The organism is Dyella sp. 2YAF14, assembly GCF_052114725.1.
Classification (GTDB): Bacteria; Pseudomonadota; Gammaproteobacteria; order Xanthomonadales; family Rhodanobacteraceae; genus Dyella.
On record NZ_JBFRFH010000004.1, the window covers coordinates 218,851 to 235,561 of the forward strand.

Consider the following 16,711-nt stretch of genomic DNA (forward strand, 5'->3'; position numbering starts at 1 on the left):
CGATAAAACGGCAAGAGTGGTCAAGGACGAAATCCAAGTTGGTGCAGTGCTGGAAGCAGTAAAAAATGTGGAGCGGTAGTTCAGTCGGTTAGAATGCTGGCCTGTCACGCCGGAGGTCGCGGGTTCGAGTCCCGTCCGCTCCGCCACTTTACGAAGAGCCCGCCATTGGCGGGTTTTTTGTTGCCTGCGATTCAAGGTTCTCTGTGGGAGCGCACCCTGTGCGCGACAAACCTACGGAGCAGCGCCGTGATGGCCCAAGTCGCGCACAAGGTGCGCTCCCACAAGGGTCAGTCCGCGGCGTGCTGAGATTCCAGCCGCTCCAGCGTCCCCTTCGAATGCCCCTGCTCCGCCAGGTATTCCAGCCAGCGCGAGAGAAACCCATTCATGCGCAGCCGGTGCTGCAGCACCGTATTGGCCGGCGGGAACGGCCCGAGCACCTGCCACAGGTGACGCCCTGGATGGCAGTGCAAAGCCTCGGCCACATGGGCGTCGGTGTACATGCGTAACTGCGCCGACGGCGACGGCTGGCCGGTGTGCGCATCGACAAAGTTGTAGGTGAGCTCGAGCTCCAGCGTATACGGATGCCGTTCCTGCACCTGCAAACGCACATCCAGGCCATCGTCCACGCTGGACAGATAAAACCCCGGGGCCAGCTCCTGCGGCGTAAACAGCCGCACCAGCCGATGGTAGTTCTCGGCGTAAAGCCCCATGAGGAAGCCGAAACGTCCTGGCAATAAGGCTTGGCGACTGTCTAATACGGCACTCATGGGCGGTACGAACTCCTTAGAACATGGTCCGCTCGATTCCGAAGCGGTCAAAGATCTTGCTCGCAATCTCTTCAATGGACACGTGCGTCGTGTTGAGGCTGGGAATGCTTTCGCGGCGCATCAGCTTTTCGGCCTGCGCCAGTTCCCAGCGGCACTGCTCCAGCGTCGCATAACGGCTGCCGGCGCGCCGCTGTTCGCGAATCTGCGCCAAACGCATGGGGTCGATGGTGAGACCAAACAGCCGATCCTTATACGGACGCAAGCGCGCCGGCAGTTCGAGTTTGTCGAGGTCGTCGTCGGTCAAGGGGTAATTGGCGGCGCTGACACCGTAATGCAAGGCCATGTAGAGACAGGTGGGCGTCTTGCCCGAGCGCGACACCCCCACCAGGATCAGGTCGGCCTGAGCATAGTCCACATCAATACCGTCATCGTGTGACAGCGCATAGTTCGTGGCATTGATGCGGGCCTCGTATTTGTCGAAGTCGACCAGGCCATGCGAGCGATTCACCGCGCCGGATCGCTTGGCGCCCAGCTCATCCTCCAGCGGGCCGATGAACGGCGCGAACACGTCCAGCATCAACCCGCCGCTCTCGGCCACGATCTCGCACAATTCGCGCGAGGCCATGGTGTTGACCACGATGGGACGCTCGCCGGTTTGCGCGTAACGGGTCTTGATGCGCAGCGCTGCCGCCTCGGCTTTATGGGCGTCGTCGATGAACGGCAAGCGGTGCTTGTCGAACTGCACGCCCTCAAACTGGGCCAAAATACTGTTGCCGATTGTTTCCGCCGTAATACCAGTGGAATCGGAGATATAGAAAACGGTTCGCTGCATGGCTGATCCAAAGTCCCTGGTGGTTCTTGGCCCTCACCTTAGCGCAAGGTGAAAAGCCTGTCTTTGCTTGACTCACGGCTGACTGGTATTGCGTTGGCGCTGGTTTTCACCCGAATGGTCTTCTTGTGCTTCGCACCATCGGCAGCGGACAATACCAGTTCTTTGTGGCCCGATTTCTCCTCGAAACCGGGCTACCGCCACTTTTGAAACCCTACGAGCTCTCGAGGAGACTCCCTTGAACGATCTGGTGCTTTGGCTCGACACGCTGCGCATGACCGACCTGGGCAAGGTTGGCGGCAAGAATGCGTCGCTCGGCGAGATGATCGGCAATCTCGCCAAGCTCGGCGTGTCGGTGCCGGGTGGTTTTGCCACCACCGCCGACGCGTTCCAGGAATACCTCGACAAGAGCGGCGTGGCCAAGCGCATCCAGGAGCGGCTCGCCTCGCTCGACGTCGATGACGTGATGGCCCTGACGGCTGCCGGCAAGGAAATCCGCGAATGGGTCACCGAGACGCCGCTGCCGGCGGATCTGGACAAGGCCATCCGCGACGCCTACGCCAAGCTCTGCAAGGATGCCGGCGCCGAGAATATCGCCGTGGCCGTGCGCTCCTCCGCCACCGCCGAAGACCTGCCCGACGCATCGTTCGCCGGCCAGCAGGAAACCTTCCTCAACGTGGTCGGCATCGAGGACGTGCTGCACAAGGTGAAGGAAGTCTTTGCCTCGCTCTACAACGACCGCGCCATCGCCTATCGCGTGCATCAGGGCTTCAAGCACGAAGATGTCTTCCTTTCCGCCGGCGTGCAGTTGATGGTGCGCTCGGATGTGGGCGCCTCCGGCGTGCTGTTCACGCTGGACACCGAGTCGGGCTTCCGCGATGTGGTGTTCGTCACCGGTTCGTACGGCCTGGGCGAAATGGTCGTGCAGGGCGCGGTCAATCCCGATGAGTTCTACGTGTTCAAGCCCACGCTGAAGGCCGGCAAGCCGGCTGTGCTGCGACGCAGCCTCGGCGCCAAGCAGCAGCGCATGGTGTATTCGGACAAGCCCGGCGAGCGCGTGCGCATCGAAGAAACGTCGGCGGAACTGCGCAACAAGTTCTGCATCACCGATGAAGACGTGCAGGAGCTGTCCAGGCAGGCATTGATCATCGAGAAGCATTACGACCGCCCGATGGACATCGAGTGGGCGAAGGACGGCAACACCGGCAAGCTCTACATCGTGCAGGCCCGTCCGGAAACGGTGAAGTCGCGTGCACATGCCACGCAGCTGGAGCGCTTCCATCTCAACGAAAAGGGCAAGGTGCTGGCCGAAGGCCGCGCCATCGGCCAGAAGATCGGCTCGGGCAAGGCGCGTGTGATCCGCTCGCTGGCCGACATGAACAAGGTGCAGACCGGCGACGTGCTGATCGCCGACATGACCGATCCCGATTGGGAGCCGGTGATGAAGCGTGCCGCCGCCATCGTCACCAACCGCGGTGGCCGCACTTGCCACGCTGCCATCATCGCGCGCGAACTGGGCGTGCCTGCGGTGGTGGGCACGGGCAATGCGCTGGAGCTGATTCCTGACGGCGCGGAAGTCACCGTGTCCTGTGCCGAAGGCGACACCGGCACGATCTATGAGGGCCTGCTGAAGTTCGACCGCGTCACTGCAGACCTCGGCGACATGCCAGACGCGCCGCTCAAGATCATGATGAACGTGGCCAACCCGGAGCGCGCGTTCGACTTCGGCATGCTGCCGAACGCCGGCATCGGCCTGGCCCGCCTGGAAATGATCATCGCCAGCCATATCGGCGTGCATCCCAAGGCGCTGCTGGAATACGCCAAGCAGGATGCGGAAACCAAGAAGAAGATCGACGAGCGCATGGCCGGCTATGCCGATCCCGTGTCGTTCTATGTCGATCGCCTCGCCGAAGGCATCGCCACCATCGCGGCATCGGTGTATCCCAAGCCGGTGATCGTGCGCCTGTCCGACTTCAAGTCGAACGAATACGCCGGCCTGATCGGCGGCTCGCGCTACGAGCCGCATGAAGAGAATCCGATGATCGGTTATCGCGGCGCCAGCCGTTATGTCGATCCGGGCTTTGCCGAATCGTTTGGGCTGGAGTGCAAGGCCGTCAAGCGCGTGCGCGAAGTGATGGGCCTGGACAATGTGTGGGTGATGATTCCGTTCGTGCGCACGCTGGGCGAAGGCCGCAAGGTCATCGAGGTGCTGGCCAAGAACGGCCTCAAGCAGCGCGAGCACGACCTCAAGGTCATCATGATGTGCGAAGTGCCGTCCAACGCCCTGCTGGCAGACGAGTTCCTCGACATCTTCGACGGCTTCTCCATCGGCTCCAACGACCTCACCCAGCTCACCCTGGGCCTGGACCGCGACTCCAGCATCGTCGCCAACCTGTTCGACGAGCGCGACCCGGCAGTGAAGAAGCTGCTGGCCATGGCCATCAAGACCGCCCGCGACAAGGGCAAGTACATCGGCATCTGCGGCCAGGGTCCGTCCGACCACCCGGATCTTGCCGAATGGCTGATGGACCAGGGCATCGAGTCGGTCTCGCTCAACCCGGACACGGTGGTGGATACCTGGCTACGCCTGGCCAAGCGCAAGGCCGCGTAATTCTGCCTAGGCATGGGTGACTCGAAGGGCGGTGGCGACACCGCCCTTCTTTTTTGCGCGGCATCAAGGCATACAGGCCCGCCCACCCGTATCGAACGTGCTCTCGTCGGATTGAATCAGCCCCTGCTGCACGGTGAGAAACGTGGCAATCGGCATGGCGAGTGCCGAACTTCCCTGCCCGCTCCTGGCGACGAAACGCACCGCCACATGATCTCCCTCCACCACCACCTGGTCGATCTCGTCGCGAATATCGGGAAACGCCGCAAACAACTCGCGATACGTGCGCAGCACTTCGGTCGGCCCGTTGCGAACGGCACAGAAATCGGAAGAGGCCAGCCTGGCATCGTTCGCATATAGCTGGGCCATCGCCGCTGCATCGTGTCGATTGAAGGCGTCGAACATCGCCTGCACAACGGCTCGCGGCGATGGCGCTGCGTGTGCCGAACCAACCAGGCCAGCCGCCAGAAGTACCAGGCTTGCTGAATTCATATCGCTCTCCCAAGTGTCCTCGTGGGAAAAGCTTCGCTCCCGGCGGCCGGGCGCGCATGTCTTTGCTTGCTCTCTTCAGGCATGAAACTAAAGGTACGCGGCGCGGTCCACACAGAAACGCGAGCGGAGGGGCACGTCCATGCAACGACTGACCAGGCTACTGGCAAGCAACAAGGGCTTCCTCACCTTCATGCTTTGCATGTTCATGTTCCGCAGCGCCGTCGCCGACTGGAACGTGGTGCCCACCGGCTCCATGCAGCCGACCATCGAAATCGGCGACCGCATCGTGGTCGACAAGGCAGCCTACGATCTGCGCGTACCGTTCACCCATGTGTCGCTGATCCACCGCGCCGACCCGCAACGCGGGGATATCGTGGTGCTGGACTCCAGCGCCGCTGGCGAGCGCCTGGTCAAACGCGTGATCGGCGTCCCTGGCGACCAGATCGCCTTGCTGCAGAACCACCTCTATGTGAACGGCAAGGCTGCGGACTACCGCTACACCCAGGTCACCGGCATCCGCGACGACCGCGAAGACCCCGCGCTGTACGCCATGGAAAACACCGGACAGCTCAGCCACGCCGTGCGCTGGTCGATCGCCGCCCAGGGGCACACCCACGATTTCGGCCCGGTAACCGTGCCACCAGGCCACTACCTGCTGCTTGGCGACAACCGCGACAACAGCGCCGACTCGCGCTATTTCGGTTTCTTCCCGCGCAATGAGATCACCGGCCGAGCCACCCGCGTCGCCCTCTCACTGGATCCGGGCAACCACTATTTGCCACGCGGCGACCGCTGGGGCACCGCACTGCGCTAGCCGATTGCGCTCATGCGAGTAGAAATCGCCCTACCCCCATTGCCAGCCATCCCCACACCACGTAAAATCGCCGGCTCGCGTGGACCACACGCACATCTTTGGAGAGGTGGCAGAGTGGTCGAATGTACCTGACTCGAAATCAGGCGTACGTGTAAGCGTACCGTGGGTTCGAATCCCACCCTCTCCGCCAGGCACAAAAAAACGCCCCCTTCGTGGGGCGTTTTTTTGTGCCTGGCGGAGAGGGTGGACTCGATGAGAACCCACCGGTTCGACAAATTTGCCAGGAGCAAATTTGGACAGCCGCAGGCTGGCCCCGTAGCGCGCAGCGCGGAGGGGTGGATGGACCCAACAATCCCACCCCTCCCGCGACCAAAAACGCGCAACGAAGCAGGCCCTGTTCTTACATCAGCTCAATCGCTCACCTGTAGCCCGCCGGCTACATTCAGCTCATCATGGTCTACAAAGACTCCGGCGATCGCACAGCCGCCGGCTCTCGCAAGCAACTTGCAAAACAGGCGACCCGACCATGAAGAAGACGGAAACCTTCCCCTATGACGTGGTTGACTACCTAACCACGTCCGAAGACTGCGCCGCTTATCTCGACGCCTGCATCGAAGAGAGCAACGGCGATGCCGCGTTTATTGCTGGTGCTCTAGGCAACATCGCCCGCGCCAAAGGCATGAGCCAGGTGGCCAGAGATGCTGGTCTATCTCGCGAAAGCCTGTACAAGGCGCTCTCGGGCGAGCGCAGCCCGGACTTCGCCACCATTTTGAAAGTGCTACGCGCCGTTGGCATCAAGCTCCATGCTGCGGTCGCCTGACACGAACACACCACACGAACTCGCTAGAACCCAGAAGCTTCTTTACGCATCCCTCCCCAATCCGTCATGCTCGCCTCGCACCGCCACACCAGGCACCTCATGATCGAATTCGGACACGGAACCCACGTCGGCCTGCGCCGCGCGCGGAACGAAGACACTTACTACGCCGACGCATCGCTCGGCCTTTTTCTCGTGGCCGACGGCATGGGCGGGCACCAGCACGGCGAAGTGGCTGCCGCTTTGGTGCGCGACGCCGTGGCCGACCTGGTCATGCGTGGCCACAATCTGGTCGAAGCCGTGCGCGCGGCGGACGAACGACTGATCCAGCACAGCCGAAGCTTTCGCGATCCGCTGCCGATGGGCACGACGATCGCTGCCATCCGCCTGCACGCGGACAGCTACGAAGTGGTGTGGGTGGGCGATAGCCGCGTGTATCTCTGGCAGAAAACGCTACGCCAGGTGAGCCACGATCATTCGCTGGTGCAGGAGCTGGTGGCCGCAGGCACGCTCGACGCCTCGCAGGCAGCGCGTCATCCCCATCGCAACGTGATTACCCAGGCACTGGGCATCACCGCGGCCGAGCAGCTGCACATCGGCATGGCGCGCGGAAAGCTGGAACACGGCATGTGCTTCCTGCTGTGCAGCGACGGGCTGACTGAAGAAGTGAGCGACGCCGTCATTGCGAACATCGTCTCGCGCCAGGATCTGTCTGCCCAGGAAAGCGCGGAGCATCTGCTGCTCGCCGCACTCGATGGCGGCGGCAGCGACAACGTCACCGTGATACTCGCCCGCGTCAACTGATCGCGGGCACGGCGCTCACTGGATGGTGATCGCGTCGACGCGACGCCATACCGAGGTTCCACCAGCACTCTTGTCCAGGGAATCGAGACGCTTTTCGTGCACGGCGATTTCGTCCGTACTGGCACGCAGCACGCGCGGACGACGATCCAGCACCACCGGCGTCAGAGTCACCGTCGTGCCCTGCTCCTGCGCGCCAACGAAGCCCAGATCCAGCACGACCTGGCCCGAGGTCATCGCCAGATAGACGTCCGCCAGCAGCTGGGCGTCGATCAGGCCGCCGTGCAGGTCACGTGCCGAATTGTCCACGCCCAGTCGTTTGCACAGCGCATCGAGGCTGTTGCGCTGCCCGGGATAGCGCTCGCGCGCCATCATCAGCGTATCGAGGATGCTGCTGCGGTCCTCGAGTCGTCCGAACGACGGCCCCAGGCGCGCCAGTTCGGCATTGATGAAGCCCACGTCGAAGGTGGCGTTGTGGATGATCAGCTCGGCGCCATCGATGAAGGCGAGGAATTCCTCCACCACGTCCGCGAAACGCGGCTTGTCGAGCAGGAACTCGTCCTCGATGCCGGTGACCTGCCGCGCGCCTTCGTCGATGGCGCGATCGGGATTGAGATAAGTCTGGTAGTACTTGCCGGTGGGACGACGCTCGATCATCTCCACGCAGGCGATTTCGATCAGGCGATGGCCCTGACGGACTTCAAGACCGGTGGTCTCGGTATCCAGAACGATCTGCCTCATGGCTTGCTCCTGTACTGTTCGGCCTGTTCGCGCGCAGCCACATCCACGCGCTCGTTTTCGACATGGCCGTTATGACCCTTGACCCAATGCCAACGCACCTGATGGATCTGCGTGGCGTTGGACAGGCGCTCCCACAAGTCCTGGTTCTTCACCGGTTTCTTGTCGGCGGTTTTCCAACCGTTCGCGCGCCACTTGGGCACCCATTCCTCGATGCCTTGCATCACGTAGCGCGAGTCGGTGGTCAAGGCGACCTTGCACGGTCGCGTCAACGCCTCGAGCGCCCCGATGGCCGCCATGAGTTCCATGCGATTATTGGTGGTGGCCGGATCACCACCTGAGACCATGCGTTCGGTGCCCTTGGCGCGCAGCAGCGCCGCCCAACCGCCAGGTCCGGGATTGCCGAGGCAGGCGCCATCGGTAAAAGCTTGCACTTCAGTCATTGTCACCATCAATTTGCGAATAGTCAGGATGCCGCATTGCGTCGGGCACCCGGTGCCAGTCCCACGTTGACCGTGGCCGGCAATGTTTTGGGTTTCAGTCGAATCGGCGTCGCCATGCGCCGACGCTTGCGCGCGATAAGCAGATAGCCACCGCCCAGCACATGGGTGGCATCGAGCCCCGCATGACTGCTCGGCCACAGTCGTCCGACGCGCTCGATACGTTCGATATCCAGCTCACGGCGACGCACCCAGCGCTCAAGCAACAAGGGCGAGTGCATGCTGGGCGCATGCCCGCGGGTACGCCACATCATCCAGGGCAGCCACGCGCTGAAAGGATGCAAGCCAGTCAGCGCAAGCACGCCGCCGGGCGCCAGCACGCGCGAGGCCTCTTCCAGCATGTCCTGCGGCGTGGTCGAGACCTCGAGCGCATGGCGCAGCAGTACCAGATGGAAGGCATCGTCGACAAACGGCAGCGGCTCGTCCGCGCGCGCCGTGAGGTCGCCAGCATATTGCCCACCTGCCACGCTGAGCCGCGTCCAGTTGCCCAGCAGCGGCAGCACCGGAGGCCTGTCGTCCGCCGAGACGCTGATCAGCAGCGCGTGGGTGCCGCTGCAGCGTTGCAGCCCGGGCGCCAGCGCCACGCTCTCCTCGGCCAGCAGGTTACGCAACGGGGCACTGCTGTAGATGTCTTGGTCACGCTGAGACATGGGTGGCCGGCCGGTCATATCGATGCGCACAGTGTACCGGCAGCCCGGCGACAACGTGTCCTGGTCGACAGAGATACCAGGGCTGAGGCCGCAAGTCTGAACCTCCCCACCAGCAGTTAACGTCTCACTAACGAGCGAGCCAAATCGGGGCTTTATAGTCGGCCACTCGCGCAAGCCAGGAGGGCCTGCGTCAGTCGATACGAAACCGCGGAGGACCACTCCTTGCACGTCGTACCGTTACCGGCGCTTGCCGATAATTACATTTGGGTGCTGCACGACGACGCCGGCCAGGCCATCGTCGTGGATCCAGGCGATGCCCTGCCGGTCGAGGCGGCGCTCATGCAGCGCGGCCTGAAGCTTTGCACCATCCTGCTGACGCATCATCACCATGATCATATCGGCGGCGTCGATGCGCTGCTTGCGCGGCACGATGTGCCGGTCTATGCACCGCGCGACGAACGCATCACCTGCGCCACGCATCGCGTGAACGACGGCGACGTGGTGACGCTGGCCACACCGTCAGCACGTTTTGAAGTGATCGCCGTACCCGGGCACACCACCACCCATGTCGCCTATACCGGCGAAGGCGTCCTGCTGTGCGGCGACACGCTTTTCAGCATGGGCTGCGGGCGATTGTTCGAGGGTACGCCCGAGCAGATGCTCGCGTCGCTGGATCGATTGGCGGCGCTGCCGGCCAACACGCTGGTGTGTTGCGCCCACGAATACACCGCCGCCAACGCGCGCTTTGCGCAAACCATCGAGCCGCACAACCCCGCACTTGCAGCGCGCCAGCAGGAAGTGGCCGCACTGCGAGCGCACGACCAACCCAGTCTGCCTGTCTTGCTTGCCACGGAGCATGCGACCAACCCCTTCCTCCGCACGGACCACGATGCCGTGATCGCATGGAGCCAACGCCATGGCGTGGCCGGCGATCGCGTGGCGCGTTTTGCGGCGTTGCGGGCCAACAAGGACGTGTTTACCGGATGAAGATCAGCCGCCGCCTGCGTCCCCTGCCCCTCGCCACGTCGGTCTTCCTGGCGGCGTGCGCTACCGGCCCCGCGCAGAAGGCGCCGCCGACTCCCGCTCCAACGCCGGCACCGCAAACCGGATCCTCGCACGGCACCACCATTCGCCCGGCGCCGGCGCCTGCCGCAGCGAACGTGGTGGATGATGGAAATATCTGGCAGAACCTGCGCAACAGTTTCGCCATGGCCGACTGCGATGCCGACCCGAACATCGTCGCGTGGGCTCGCCGTTACACCAGCAACCCGCAGCGCTTCGAAGATCAGATCGCGGCCGCCGCTCCGCGCCTGGCCTATGTGCAACAGGTGGCGGCGCGACACAACGTGGCCGGCGAATTTGCCCTGATTCCCTGGGTCGAAAGCCAATATCGCCCGATCTCCGGCGGCAAAGGCATGCCCTCGGGCATGTGGCAGATCATGCCGTCCACGGCCAATGCCATGGGCATACGCGTCGACCGGAACTTCGACGGCCGCCTCGATGTACCCGCAGCCACCGACGCCATCATGGCGCTGCTAAGCCGCTATCACGACGACCTCGGCGACTGGCGACTGGTGGACTATGCGTTCAATGCAGGCGAGTTCGGCATCAAGCGCGTAGTGAGCCAACATGGCGCGCCGCCTGACGAACCGGTGATCCCGAAGATGCCGGTGAAGCCGGTGACGCGCGAGCATCTGGTCAAGCTGCTCGCCATCGCCTGCGTCATCCGCGAACCCGATCGCTTCAACGTCAGCCTGCCGACGCTGCCCTCCGAGCAGCGGCTGGTCAAGGTAGACATCGACAACTCCATGCCGATCGCTCGCGCTGCCAGCCATGCCGGCATGTCGACCGATGATCTGAAAGACATGAATGCGGCGTTTCGCAATGGCGTGGTCGACACCAACGCCTCGCCCTATCTGATGCTGCCGAGCAACAAGGTGCAGCAGTTCCGCAATTCGCTGTCGGCACAGAGCAACGCAAATGCCCAGACCGTGCCGGGCACGGCGACGCTTCCGCCCCTGGGCGCGGCACTGAGCGCGGCCGATCAGGATGACGACAGCAGCGCAGCATCGGGCAAGGCCAATTCAACCAAACGCACCCACACGGTGAAATCCGGCGAGAGCCTGTGGTCCATCGCGCGTCGCTACTCGGTGGACATCAAGCAGCTGGAACTGTGGAACCACTTGCAAGGCGCGGTGGTAAAGCCCGGACAGGTGCTGAAGATCAGCGCACCGGGTTGAAGCCGGGCTCGTTGACGGCGCCCGCATCACGCGCCGTCACCTCATAAAAAAAGGGCGACCATGGGTCGCCCTTGTTCTGTCTGCCGGCAACTCGCTTACATGCGATCGGCGGCAATCTTGATCTCGGTCTTCGCCTTCAGCGCGTCGATGTAGGCCTGCGTGGCGAGGATGCCGTAAGCCTGGCCCATCTGCTGACGCAGCGTGCTGCGCTGTTCGGCGGAGATCTTGCTCAGGTCGCCGTCCTGGATCTTGTCCACGCCCACCAGCGCATAGCTGCCATCGTGCAGCGCGACGCGGGCGAACTGCGCCTTGCCGGCGGCCGGATGCGGCAGCAGGAAGGCCTGCTCCAGCACTTCCGGAGCCACGCCCTGCTGCATGCGGATCGCCTCCGGTACTGTCTGTACGGTCGCACCGGCCGATGCCGCGACTGCCTGCATGTCTTCGCCCTTCTGCACGCGGGCCAGCAAGGCGTCGGCGCGCTTCTGCTCTTCAGCAGCCGTACGCTCGTCGAGGATCTTCTGGCGCACCTGGTCACGCACGTCGGCCAGCGGGCGGGCTGCGGCCGGCAGGTGCTTGTCCACGCGCACCACCACGGCGTGATCCGAGCCCAGATCGATCAGGCTCGAATTGTTGCCCTGGAGCAGCACGTCATCGGAGAACGCGGCCTGGACCAGCTTGGGATCGGCCGTGATGCCCTGGCCGCCCTTGCGGGAGAACAGCTCGGTGGTCTTCACCGGCATGTTCAGCGCCTGCGCGGCGGGGTCCAGCGTCGAGGGGTTCTGGTACGTCTGGTCGGTGAGCTTGCCGGCCAGTTCGTTGTACTGGCGGTCGCGCTCGGTGCTCAGGTAATCCTTGGCGATCTGATCGCGCACTTCGGCGAACGGCTTGGCATCGCCGCTGCGCACATCGCGCAGCCACAGCACGTGGTAACCCTCGTCGGACAACACCGGCTTGGAGATCTGGCCCTTTTGCAAGGCGAACAGCGCGGAGTCGAACGAGGCGTTGGTCACGCCCTTCTCCAGCCAGCCCAGGTCGCCGCCCGAGCGCTTGGAACCCAGGTCGTCGGAGTCCTGTTCGGCCAGCTTGGCGAAGTTGTCCGTGGTCGCTTCGGCGGCAATCTTTTCCGCCTTGGCCAACGCGGCCTTCTGCTGATCCGGCGTGGCGTTCTTGGGCACGTTCACCAGGATGTGCGAGACCAGGCGCTGCTCGGGCTGCACGAAGCGCTGCTTCTGATCTTCGTAACGCTTCTTGAGCTCGTCTTCGCTGGGCTGGGCATCGATCTTCAGATCGGCGCCATTGACCTCGATGTACTTCAGCGAGACCTGCTCCGGACTCATGAAGTCGGCCTGGTGCTCTTTGTAATAGGCATCGAGCTGGGCGTCAGTCACTTCCGTGTCGGTCAGCGTGGGACGCGGCAGCGCGAACCAGCGCAGGTCGCGACGCTGGTACAGCAGGCCCAGGTAACGGTCCATGTCGGCGTCGGTGACGATGGTGCTGGCGATGATGGCGCGCGGCAAGATGCCCGGCTCAAGCGATGCGCGCTGGCTGTTCTCGAACATCGCCGGCGTCATGTTCTGCGCAGCGAGAATGGCGCGATAGGTCGCCGGATCAAACTGGCCGTTGACCAGGAAAGCCTGCTGGCTGGAAATGCGGTCACGCAGCTCGACGGCAGAAACCCGCAGGCCGAGTGCGTCGTTGGTCTGGCGCAGCAGCTGTTCGTTGATCAGCTGATCGAGGATCAGGCGTTTGGTTTCGGGCTTTTCGAACTCGGCCGCATCGAACTGGTCGCCCGCGCGAGCCATGGCGTCCCGGCGCGCTTCGTTGACGCGGTCCTGGTAATCGCGCTGGCTGATTTCGTGCTTTCCGACCATCGCGACATACGTGTCGTTCCGCGATGAGAAATACGATTCGATGCCGAAGAACGAGATGGCGAAAACGCAAATACCCAGAATGACGATGGACGGCCATCCGTGAAGCTTGGTACGCAATGCCTGCAGCATGGAGATGTTCCCGGGCTCTCGTTGTTCGGCGCACAAAGTGCGGGGTACGCAAATGGCAAGGGCGCCACACGGGCGCCCTTGCGAACTGTGGCGGAGCGGACGGGACTCGAACCCGCGACCTCCGGCGTGACAGGCCAGCATTCTAACCGACTGAACTACCGCTCCACTTATTACTGGTGGGTGCTGTAGGGATCGAACCTACGACCCTCGCCTTGTAAGGGCGACGCTCTACCGCTGAGCTAAGCACCCGAAACTAAGCAAGTAGCCGCTTAGTTTAGGGCATCCTTGAGGGTCTTGCCAGCCTTGAATGCCGGAACCTTCGAGGCCTTGATCTTGATCGTCTCATTGGTGCGCGGGTTGCGACCGGTACGGGCAGCGCGCTTGCGCACGGTGAAGGTACCAAAGCCGACCACCGACACATCGTCACCCTTCTTCAGCGCCTTCTGCACGGTCTCGAAGAACGCTTCGAGAGCACGGCCGGCGTCAGCCTTGGTGAGTTCGGCCTTCTCGGCAATGGCATTGATCAGATCGGTTTTATTCATTGAGACACTCCCTTAAACGGTTATGCAGCCCGCATGGTCATTCTGGGACCAGGCGACGTCACCTCATGGCAGACACCGGGACATCACCAAGCAATCCCGCATCACTGCGCACCATGCTTGGCGTCAGGCTGCGGTGTCGCCTTTATACCAGTGGCCCCAAGGGTCCGCAATGACAAGCAATACCAAGGGTTCGCGCGGTTCAGCATGGTCCGCGAACGCTTGCAAAGTGTGTGCTGAAACGCTAAGCGACAGCGGCACAGCGGGCTGTGATCCAGGCACAAAAACGGGCGGTTTCCCGCCCGTCTTTGGTGATGCTTGTCACGGATCAATGAGGCCGCGTGTAAGCCTCCTGGTCCTGCGCCTCCTCGTGCGGCGTGTCCACCTTCGGCTTGTCACCGTCGGTGGCCTGACGCGGATGCAGAGGGCGCTCCAGCGCGATGTCCAGCACCTCGTCGATCCAGCGCACCGGATGGATGTCCAGCGAGGACGTGATGTTGTCCGGAATGTCGGCAAGATCTTTCTTGTTTTCTTCCGGAATGATCACGGTGGTGATGCCGCCGCGATGCGCCGCCAGCAGCTTCTCCTTGAGGCCACCGATCGGCAGCACGCGGCCGCGCAGGGTGATCTCGCCGGTCATCGCGACTTCGGAACGCACCGGCACCTTGGTCAATACCGAGACCAGCGCCGTGCACATGGCAATGCCAGCACTCGGGCCGTCCTTCGGCGTCGCACCCTCGGGCACATGGATATGGATGTCGTATTTCTCGTGGAAATCCGGCTCGATACCCAGGCGATCGGCGCGCGCGCGCACCACCGACAAGGCCGCCTGGATCGACTCTTTCATGACGTCGCCCAGCTGGCCCGTATGCACCAGACGGCCTTTGCCCGGCATCACCGAGGCCTCGATGCTGAGCAGGTCGCCGCCCACCTGGGTCCAGGCCAGACCGGTGACCAGGCCCACTTCGTTCTGCAATTCCTTGCGGCCGAAGTCGAAGCGACGCACACCCAGATACTGCTCGAGATTGGCCGACGTGACCGCGACCCGACCCGGCGCCTTGGCCTTGGTTTTGGCCGTCTTTACGGCCGCAACCGGCTTCACCGCGGCGCCCTTGGCGGCGGACTTCTTGAGCTGACCCAGCGTCAGCTCCTTCACCACCTTGCGGCAGATCTTGGAGATCTCGCGCTCGAGGTTGCGCACGCCCGATTCGCGCGTGTAGTAACGCACGATGTCGCGCACCGCTTCCTCGTCGATGCTCAACTCTTCGGCCTTCAGGCCGTTGGCCTTGAGCTGCTTGGGCAGCAGGTATTTCTGCGCGATGCCGAGCTTCTCATCCTCGGTGTACCCCGGGATGCGGATGACTTCCATGCGGTCCAGCAGCGGGCCGGGGATGTTGAGCGAGTTGGCCGTGGCGATCCACATCACCTCGGACAGGTCCAGATCGACCTCGAGGTAATGGTCGTTGAAGGCGTGGTTCTGCTCGGGATCGAGCACTTCCAGCAGCGCCGAGGACGGATCGCCGCGGAAGTCCATCGACATCTTGTCGATTTCGTCGAGCACGAACAGCGGGTTCTTCGAACTCACCTTGTTCAAATTTTGCACAATGCGGCCCGGCATCGAGCCGATGTAGGTGCGACGGTGGCCGCGGATCTCGGCCTCGTCGCGCACGCCACCCAGGCTCATGCGGACAAATTTGCGATTGGTCGCCTTGGCGATCGACTGACCCAGCGAGGTCTTGCCCACGCCCGGCGGACCGACCAGGCACAGGATCGGGCCCTTCATCGCGTTCACGCGCTGCTGCACGGCGAGGTACTCGAGGATGCGCTCCTTGACCTTCTCCAGGCCAAAGTGGTCGGCATCGAGCACTTCCTGCGCCAGCTGCAGATCCTTGCGGACCTTGCTGCGCTTTTTCCACGGCACGCCCACCAGCCAGTCGAGGTAGTTGCGCACCACGGTGGCTTCGGCCGACATCGGCGACATCTGGCGCAGCTTACCGAACTCCGCGCGCGCCTTGGCGAGCACCGGCTTGGGCATGCCGGCGGCTTCGATCTTCTTTTGCAGCTCTTCGATTTCGTTCGGGCCTTCCTCGCTCTCGCCGAGCTCCTTCTGGATGGCCTTCATTTGTTCGTTGAGGTAGTACTCGCGCTGGCTCTTTTCCATCTGCGACTTGACGCGGCCGCGGATGCGCTTTTCCACCTGCTGCAAGTCCATTTCGCCGTCGACCAGGCCGATCAGCAATTCAAGGCGCTGCCCCACGTCGGAGGTTTCCAGCACCTTCTGCTTGTCGGCCATGCGCACGGACAAGTGCGCCGCGATCGAGTCGGCGACGCGCGAGGGATCATCGATGCCCGACAGCGTCGCCAGCACTTCCGGCGGCAGCTTGCGGCTCTGCTTGACCAGCTGTTCGAACAGCGAGATCAGCGTGCGCGATACCACGTCGAGCTCGCGTTCCTTGGAGCTGTACACCGGCTCGATCACGCGCGACGTAGCGGTGAGCATGCCGCCGTCTTCGTTGTAGTTTTCGATCTCGACGCGCGACTGGCCCTCGACCAGCACCTTCACGGTGCCATCGGGGAGCTTGAGCAATTGCAGCACGCCGGCAAGTGTGCCGATCTGGTGCAGGTCGCTGATCTTGGGATCGTCGATGTCCGGGCTTTTTTGCGCCACCAGCAGGATCTGACGCTCGCCCTCCATCGCGCGCTCCAACGCACGCATGGATTTGTCACGTCCGACGAACAGCGGGATGACCATATGGGGATAAACCACCACGTCACGCAGCGGCAACACTGGAAGTGCATCCAGGGTGGCGCCGGTGGCTTGGGGGTTGGGGGCGGTCTTTGCCATCGAAGAGAATCTCTCGTGATGTGTCGTCTTTGCACCGACACTGCGCCGGGTGCATCTGTACGTCAAGTGGT

At 63.0% G+C, this 16,711-nt stretch carries 15 protein-coding genes and 4 tRNA genes; 8 read left to right on the forward strand and 11 right to left on the reverse strand.

Annotation, left to right across the window (positions count from 1 at the left end):
* The first annotated feature begins 69 nt into the window (after positions 1-69).
* A tRNA-Asp gene (locus AB4Y82_RS09430) sits at positions 70-146 on the forward strand.
* Positions 147-287: 141 nt separating this feature from the next.
* On the opposite strand, the gene AB4Y82_RS09435 is transcribed toward AB4Y82_RS09430, so the two are convergent.
* The gene (locus AB4Y82_RS09435) at positions 288-767 is read right to left on the reverse strand and encodes a DUF1249 domain-containing protein (protein WP_441603228.1); all 480 of its coding nucleotides are present in this window, start codon (positions 765-767) and stop codon (positions 288-290) included.
* 16 nt (positions 768-783) lie between these two features.
* Entirely contained in the window at positions 784-1,599 is an 816-nt protein-coding gene (gene ppsR / locus AB4Y82_RS09440) for a posphoenolpyruvate synthetase regulatory kinase/phosphorylase PpsR (protein WP_441603227.1), read from the reverse strand.
* A gap of 235 nt (positions 1,600-1,834) precedes the next feature.
* Here ppsR and ppsA point away from each other — a divergent pair, with 235 nt between their 5' ends.
* Positions 1,835-4,207 (forward strand): phosphoenolpyruvate synthase, encoded by a 2,373-nt coding sequence (gene ppsA / locus AB4Y82_RS09445; protein WP_441603226.1) that lies wholly within the window; start codon positions 1,835-1,837, stop codon positions 4,205-4,207.
* 63 nt (positions 4,208-4,270) lie between these two features.
* On the opposite strand, the gene AB4Y82_RS09450 is transcribed toward ppsA, so the two are convergent.
* A complete protein-coding gene (locus tag AB4Y82_RS09450) occupies positions 4,271-4,696 on the reverse strand; it encodes a nuclear transport factor 2 family protein (RefSeq protein WP_441603225.1) in 426 nt (141 codons plus the stop codon).
* 139 nt (positions 4,697-4,835) lie between these two features.
* Here AB4Y82_RS09450 and lepB point away from each other — a divergent pair, with 139 nt between their 5' ends.
* The 4 genes from lepB (at position 4,836) to AB4Y82_RS09470 (ending at position 7,131) form a co-directional block, all read left to right on the forward strand.
* Positions 4,836-5,510 (forward strand): signal peptidase I, encoded by a 675-nt coding sequence (gene lepB, locus AB4Y82_RS09455; protein WP_441603224.1) that lies wholly within the window; start codon positions 4,836-4,838, stop codon positions 5,508-5,510.
* A 100-nt stretch (positions 5,511-5,610) separates the two neighbouring features.
* Positions 5,611-5,700: transfer RNA gene (locus AB4Y82_RS09460), tRNA-Ser, on the forward strand.
* A gap of 336 nt (positions 5,701-6,036) precedes the next feature.
* A complete protein-coding gene (locus tag AB4Y82_RS09465; RefSeq protein WP_441603223.1) occupies positions 6,037-6,330 on the forward strand; it encodes an addiction module antidote protein in 294 nt (97 codons plus the stop codon).
* Between the two features lie 99 nt (positions 6,331-6,429).
* Entirely contained in the window at positions 6,430-7,131 is a 702-nt protein-coding gene (locus tag AB4Y82_RS09470) for a PP2C family protein-serine/threonine phosphatase (RefSeq protein WP_441603222.1), read from the forward strand.
* 15 nt (positions 7,132-7,146) lie between these two features.
* On the opposite strand, the gene dnaQ is transcribed toward AB4Y82_RS09470, so the two are convergent.
* The 3 genes from dnaQ to AB4Y82_RS09485 are packed head-to-tail and all read right to left on the reverse strand — an operon-like array spanning position 7,147 to position 9,016.
* Positions 7,147-7,869: a DNA polymerase III subunit epsilon gene (gene dnaQ / locus AB4Y82_RS09475; protein WP_441603221.1), complete on the reverse strand. Its 723-nt coding sequence runs from the start codon at positions 7,867-7,869 to the stop codon at positions 7,147-7,149.
* A complete protein-coding gene (rnhA, locus tag AB4Y82_RS09480; protein ID WP_441603220.1) occupies positions 7,866-8,309 on the reverse strand; it encodes a ribonuclease HI in 444 nt (147 codons plus the stop codon). The genes dnaQ and rnhA overlap by 4 nt, the downstream gene beginning before the upstream one ends.
* A 23-nt stretch (positions 8,310-8,332) precedes the next feature.
* The gene (locus tag AB4Y82_RS09485; RefSeq protein ID WP_441603219.1) at positions 8,333-9,016 is read right to left on the reverse strand and encodes a class I SAM-dependent methyltransferase; all 684 of its coding nucleotides are present in this window, start codon (positions 9,014-9,016) and stop codon (positions 8,333-8,335) included.
* 222 nt (positions 9,017-9,238) lie between these two features.
* On the opposite strand from AB4Y82_RS09485, the gene gloB reads away from it, so the two are divergent.
* Positions 9,239-10,003 (forward strand): hydroxyacylglutathione hydrolase, encoded by a 765-nt coding sequence (gene gloB / locus AB4Y82_RS09490; RefSeq protein ID WP_441603218.1) that lies wholly within the window; start codon positions 9,239-9,241, stop codon positions 10,001-10,003.
* Complete coding sequence (locus AB4Y82_RS09495; RefSeq protein WP_441611252.1) at positions 10,000-11,256, forward strand: LysM peptidoglycan-binding domain-containing protein; 1,257 nt, start codon at positions 10,000-10,002, stop codon at positions 11,254-11,256. Before gloB ends, AB4Y82_RS09495 begins: the two co-directional genes overlap by 4 nt.
* Positions 11,257-11,351: 95 nt before the next feature.
* Here AB4Y82_RS09495 and AB4Y82_RS09500 read toward each other — a convergent pair whose 3' ends face one another.
* From AB4Y82_RS09500 to lon, 5 genes are all read right to left on the reverse strand, one after another.
* Positions 11,352-13,256, reverse strand: a complete 1,905-nt coding sequence (locus AB4Y82_RS09500) for a SurA N-terminal domain-containing protein (RefSeq protein WP_441603216.1) — start codon at positions 13,254-13,256, stop codon at positions 11,352-11,354.
* An 88-nt stretch (positions 13,257-13,344) separates the two neighbouring features.
* Positions 13,345-13,421, reverse strand: a tRNA-Asp gene (locus AB4Y82_RS09505).
* Between the two features lie 9 nt (positions 13,422-13,430).
* Positions 13,431-13,505: transfer RNA gene (locus AB4Y82_RS09510), tRNA-Val, on the reverse strand.
* A 20-nt stretch (positions 13,506-13,525) separates the two neighbouring features.
* Positions 13,526-13,798, reverse strand: coding sequence for an HU family DNA-binding protein (locus AB4Y82_RS09515; protein ID WP_019465590.1), 273 nt, complete (start codon positions 13,796-13,798; stop codon positions 13,526-13,528).
* Between the two features lie 325 nt (positions 13,799-14,123).
* A complete protein-coding gene (gene lon / locus AB4Y82_RS09520; protein ID WP_441603215.1) occupies positions 14,124-16,640 on the reverse strand; it encodes an endopeptidase La in 2,517 nt (838 codons plus the stop codon).
* Positions 16,641-16,711 lie beyond the last annotated feature (71 nt).

Bases quoted from the DNA above. Each gene is read 5' to 3' on its own strand.
- rnhA (WP_441603220.1), bottom strand. From the start codon at position 8,309: ATGACTGAAGTGCAAGCTTTTACCGATGGCGCCTGCCTCGGCAATCCC.
- dnaQ (WP_441603221.1), bottom strand. From the start codon at position 7,869: ATGAGGCAGATCGTTCTGGATACCGAGACCACCGGTCTTGAAGTCCGT.
- AB4Y82_RS09470 (WP_441603222.1), top strand. From the start codon at position 6,430: ATGATCGAATTCGGACACGGAACCCACGTCGGCCTGCGCCGCGCGCGG.
- AB4Y82_RS09500 (WP_441603216.1), bottom strand. From the start codon at position 13,256: ATGCTGCAGGCATTGCGTACCAAGCTTCACGGATGGCCGTCCATCGTC.
- lepB (WP_441603224.1), top strand. From the start codon at position 4,836: ATGCAACGACTGACCAGGCTACTGGCAAGCAACAAGGGCTTCCTCACC.
- AB4Y82_RS09465 (WP_441603223.1), top strand. From the start codon at position 6,037: ATGAAGAAGACGGAAACCTTCCCCTATGACGTGGTTGACTACCTAACC.
- ppsR (WP_441603227.1), bottom strand. From the start codon at position 1,599: ATGCAGCGAACCGTTTTCTATATCTCCGATTCCACTGGTATTACGGCG.
- AB4Y82_RS09450 (WP_441603225.1), bottom strand. From the start codon at position 4,696: ATGAATTCAGCAAGCCTGGTACTTCTGGCGGCTGGCCTGGTTGGTTCG.
- AB4Y82_RS09435 (WP_441603228.1), bottom strand. From the start codon at position 767: ATGAGTGCCGTATTAGACAGTCGCCAAGCCTTATTGCCAGGACGTTTC.
- AB4Y82_RS09495 (WP_441611252.1), top strand. From the start codon at position 10,000: ATGAAGATCAGCCGCCGCCTGCGTCCCCTGCCCCTCGCCACGTCGGTC.
- AB4Y82_RS09515 (WP_019465590.1), bottom strand. From the start codon at position 13,798: ATGAATAAAACCGATCTGATCAATGCCATTGCCGAGAAGGCCGAACTC.
- AB4Y82_RS09485 (WP_441603219.1), bottom strand. From the start codon at position 9,016: ATGTCTCAGCGTGACCAAGACATCTACAGCAGTGCCCCGTTGCGTAAC.
- lon (WP_441603215.1), bottom strand. From the start codon at position 16,640: ATGGCAAAGACCGCCCCCAACCCCCAAGCCACCGGCGCCACCCTGGAT.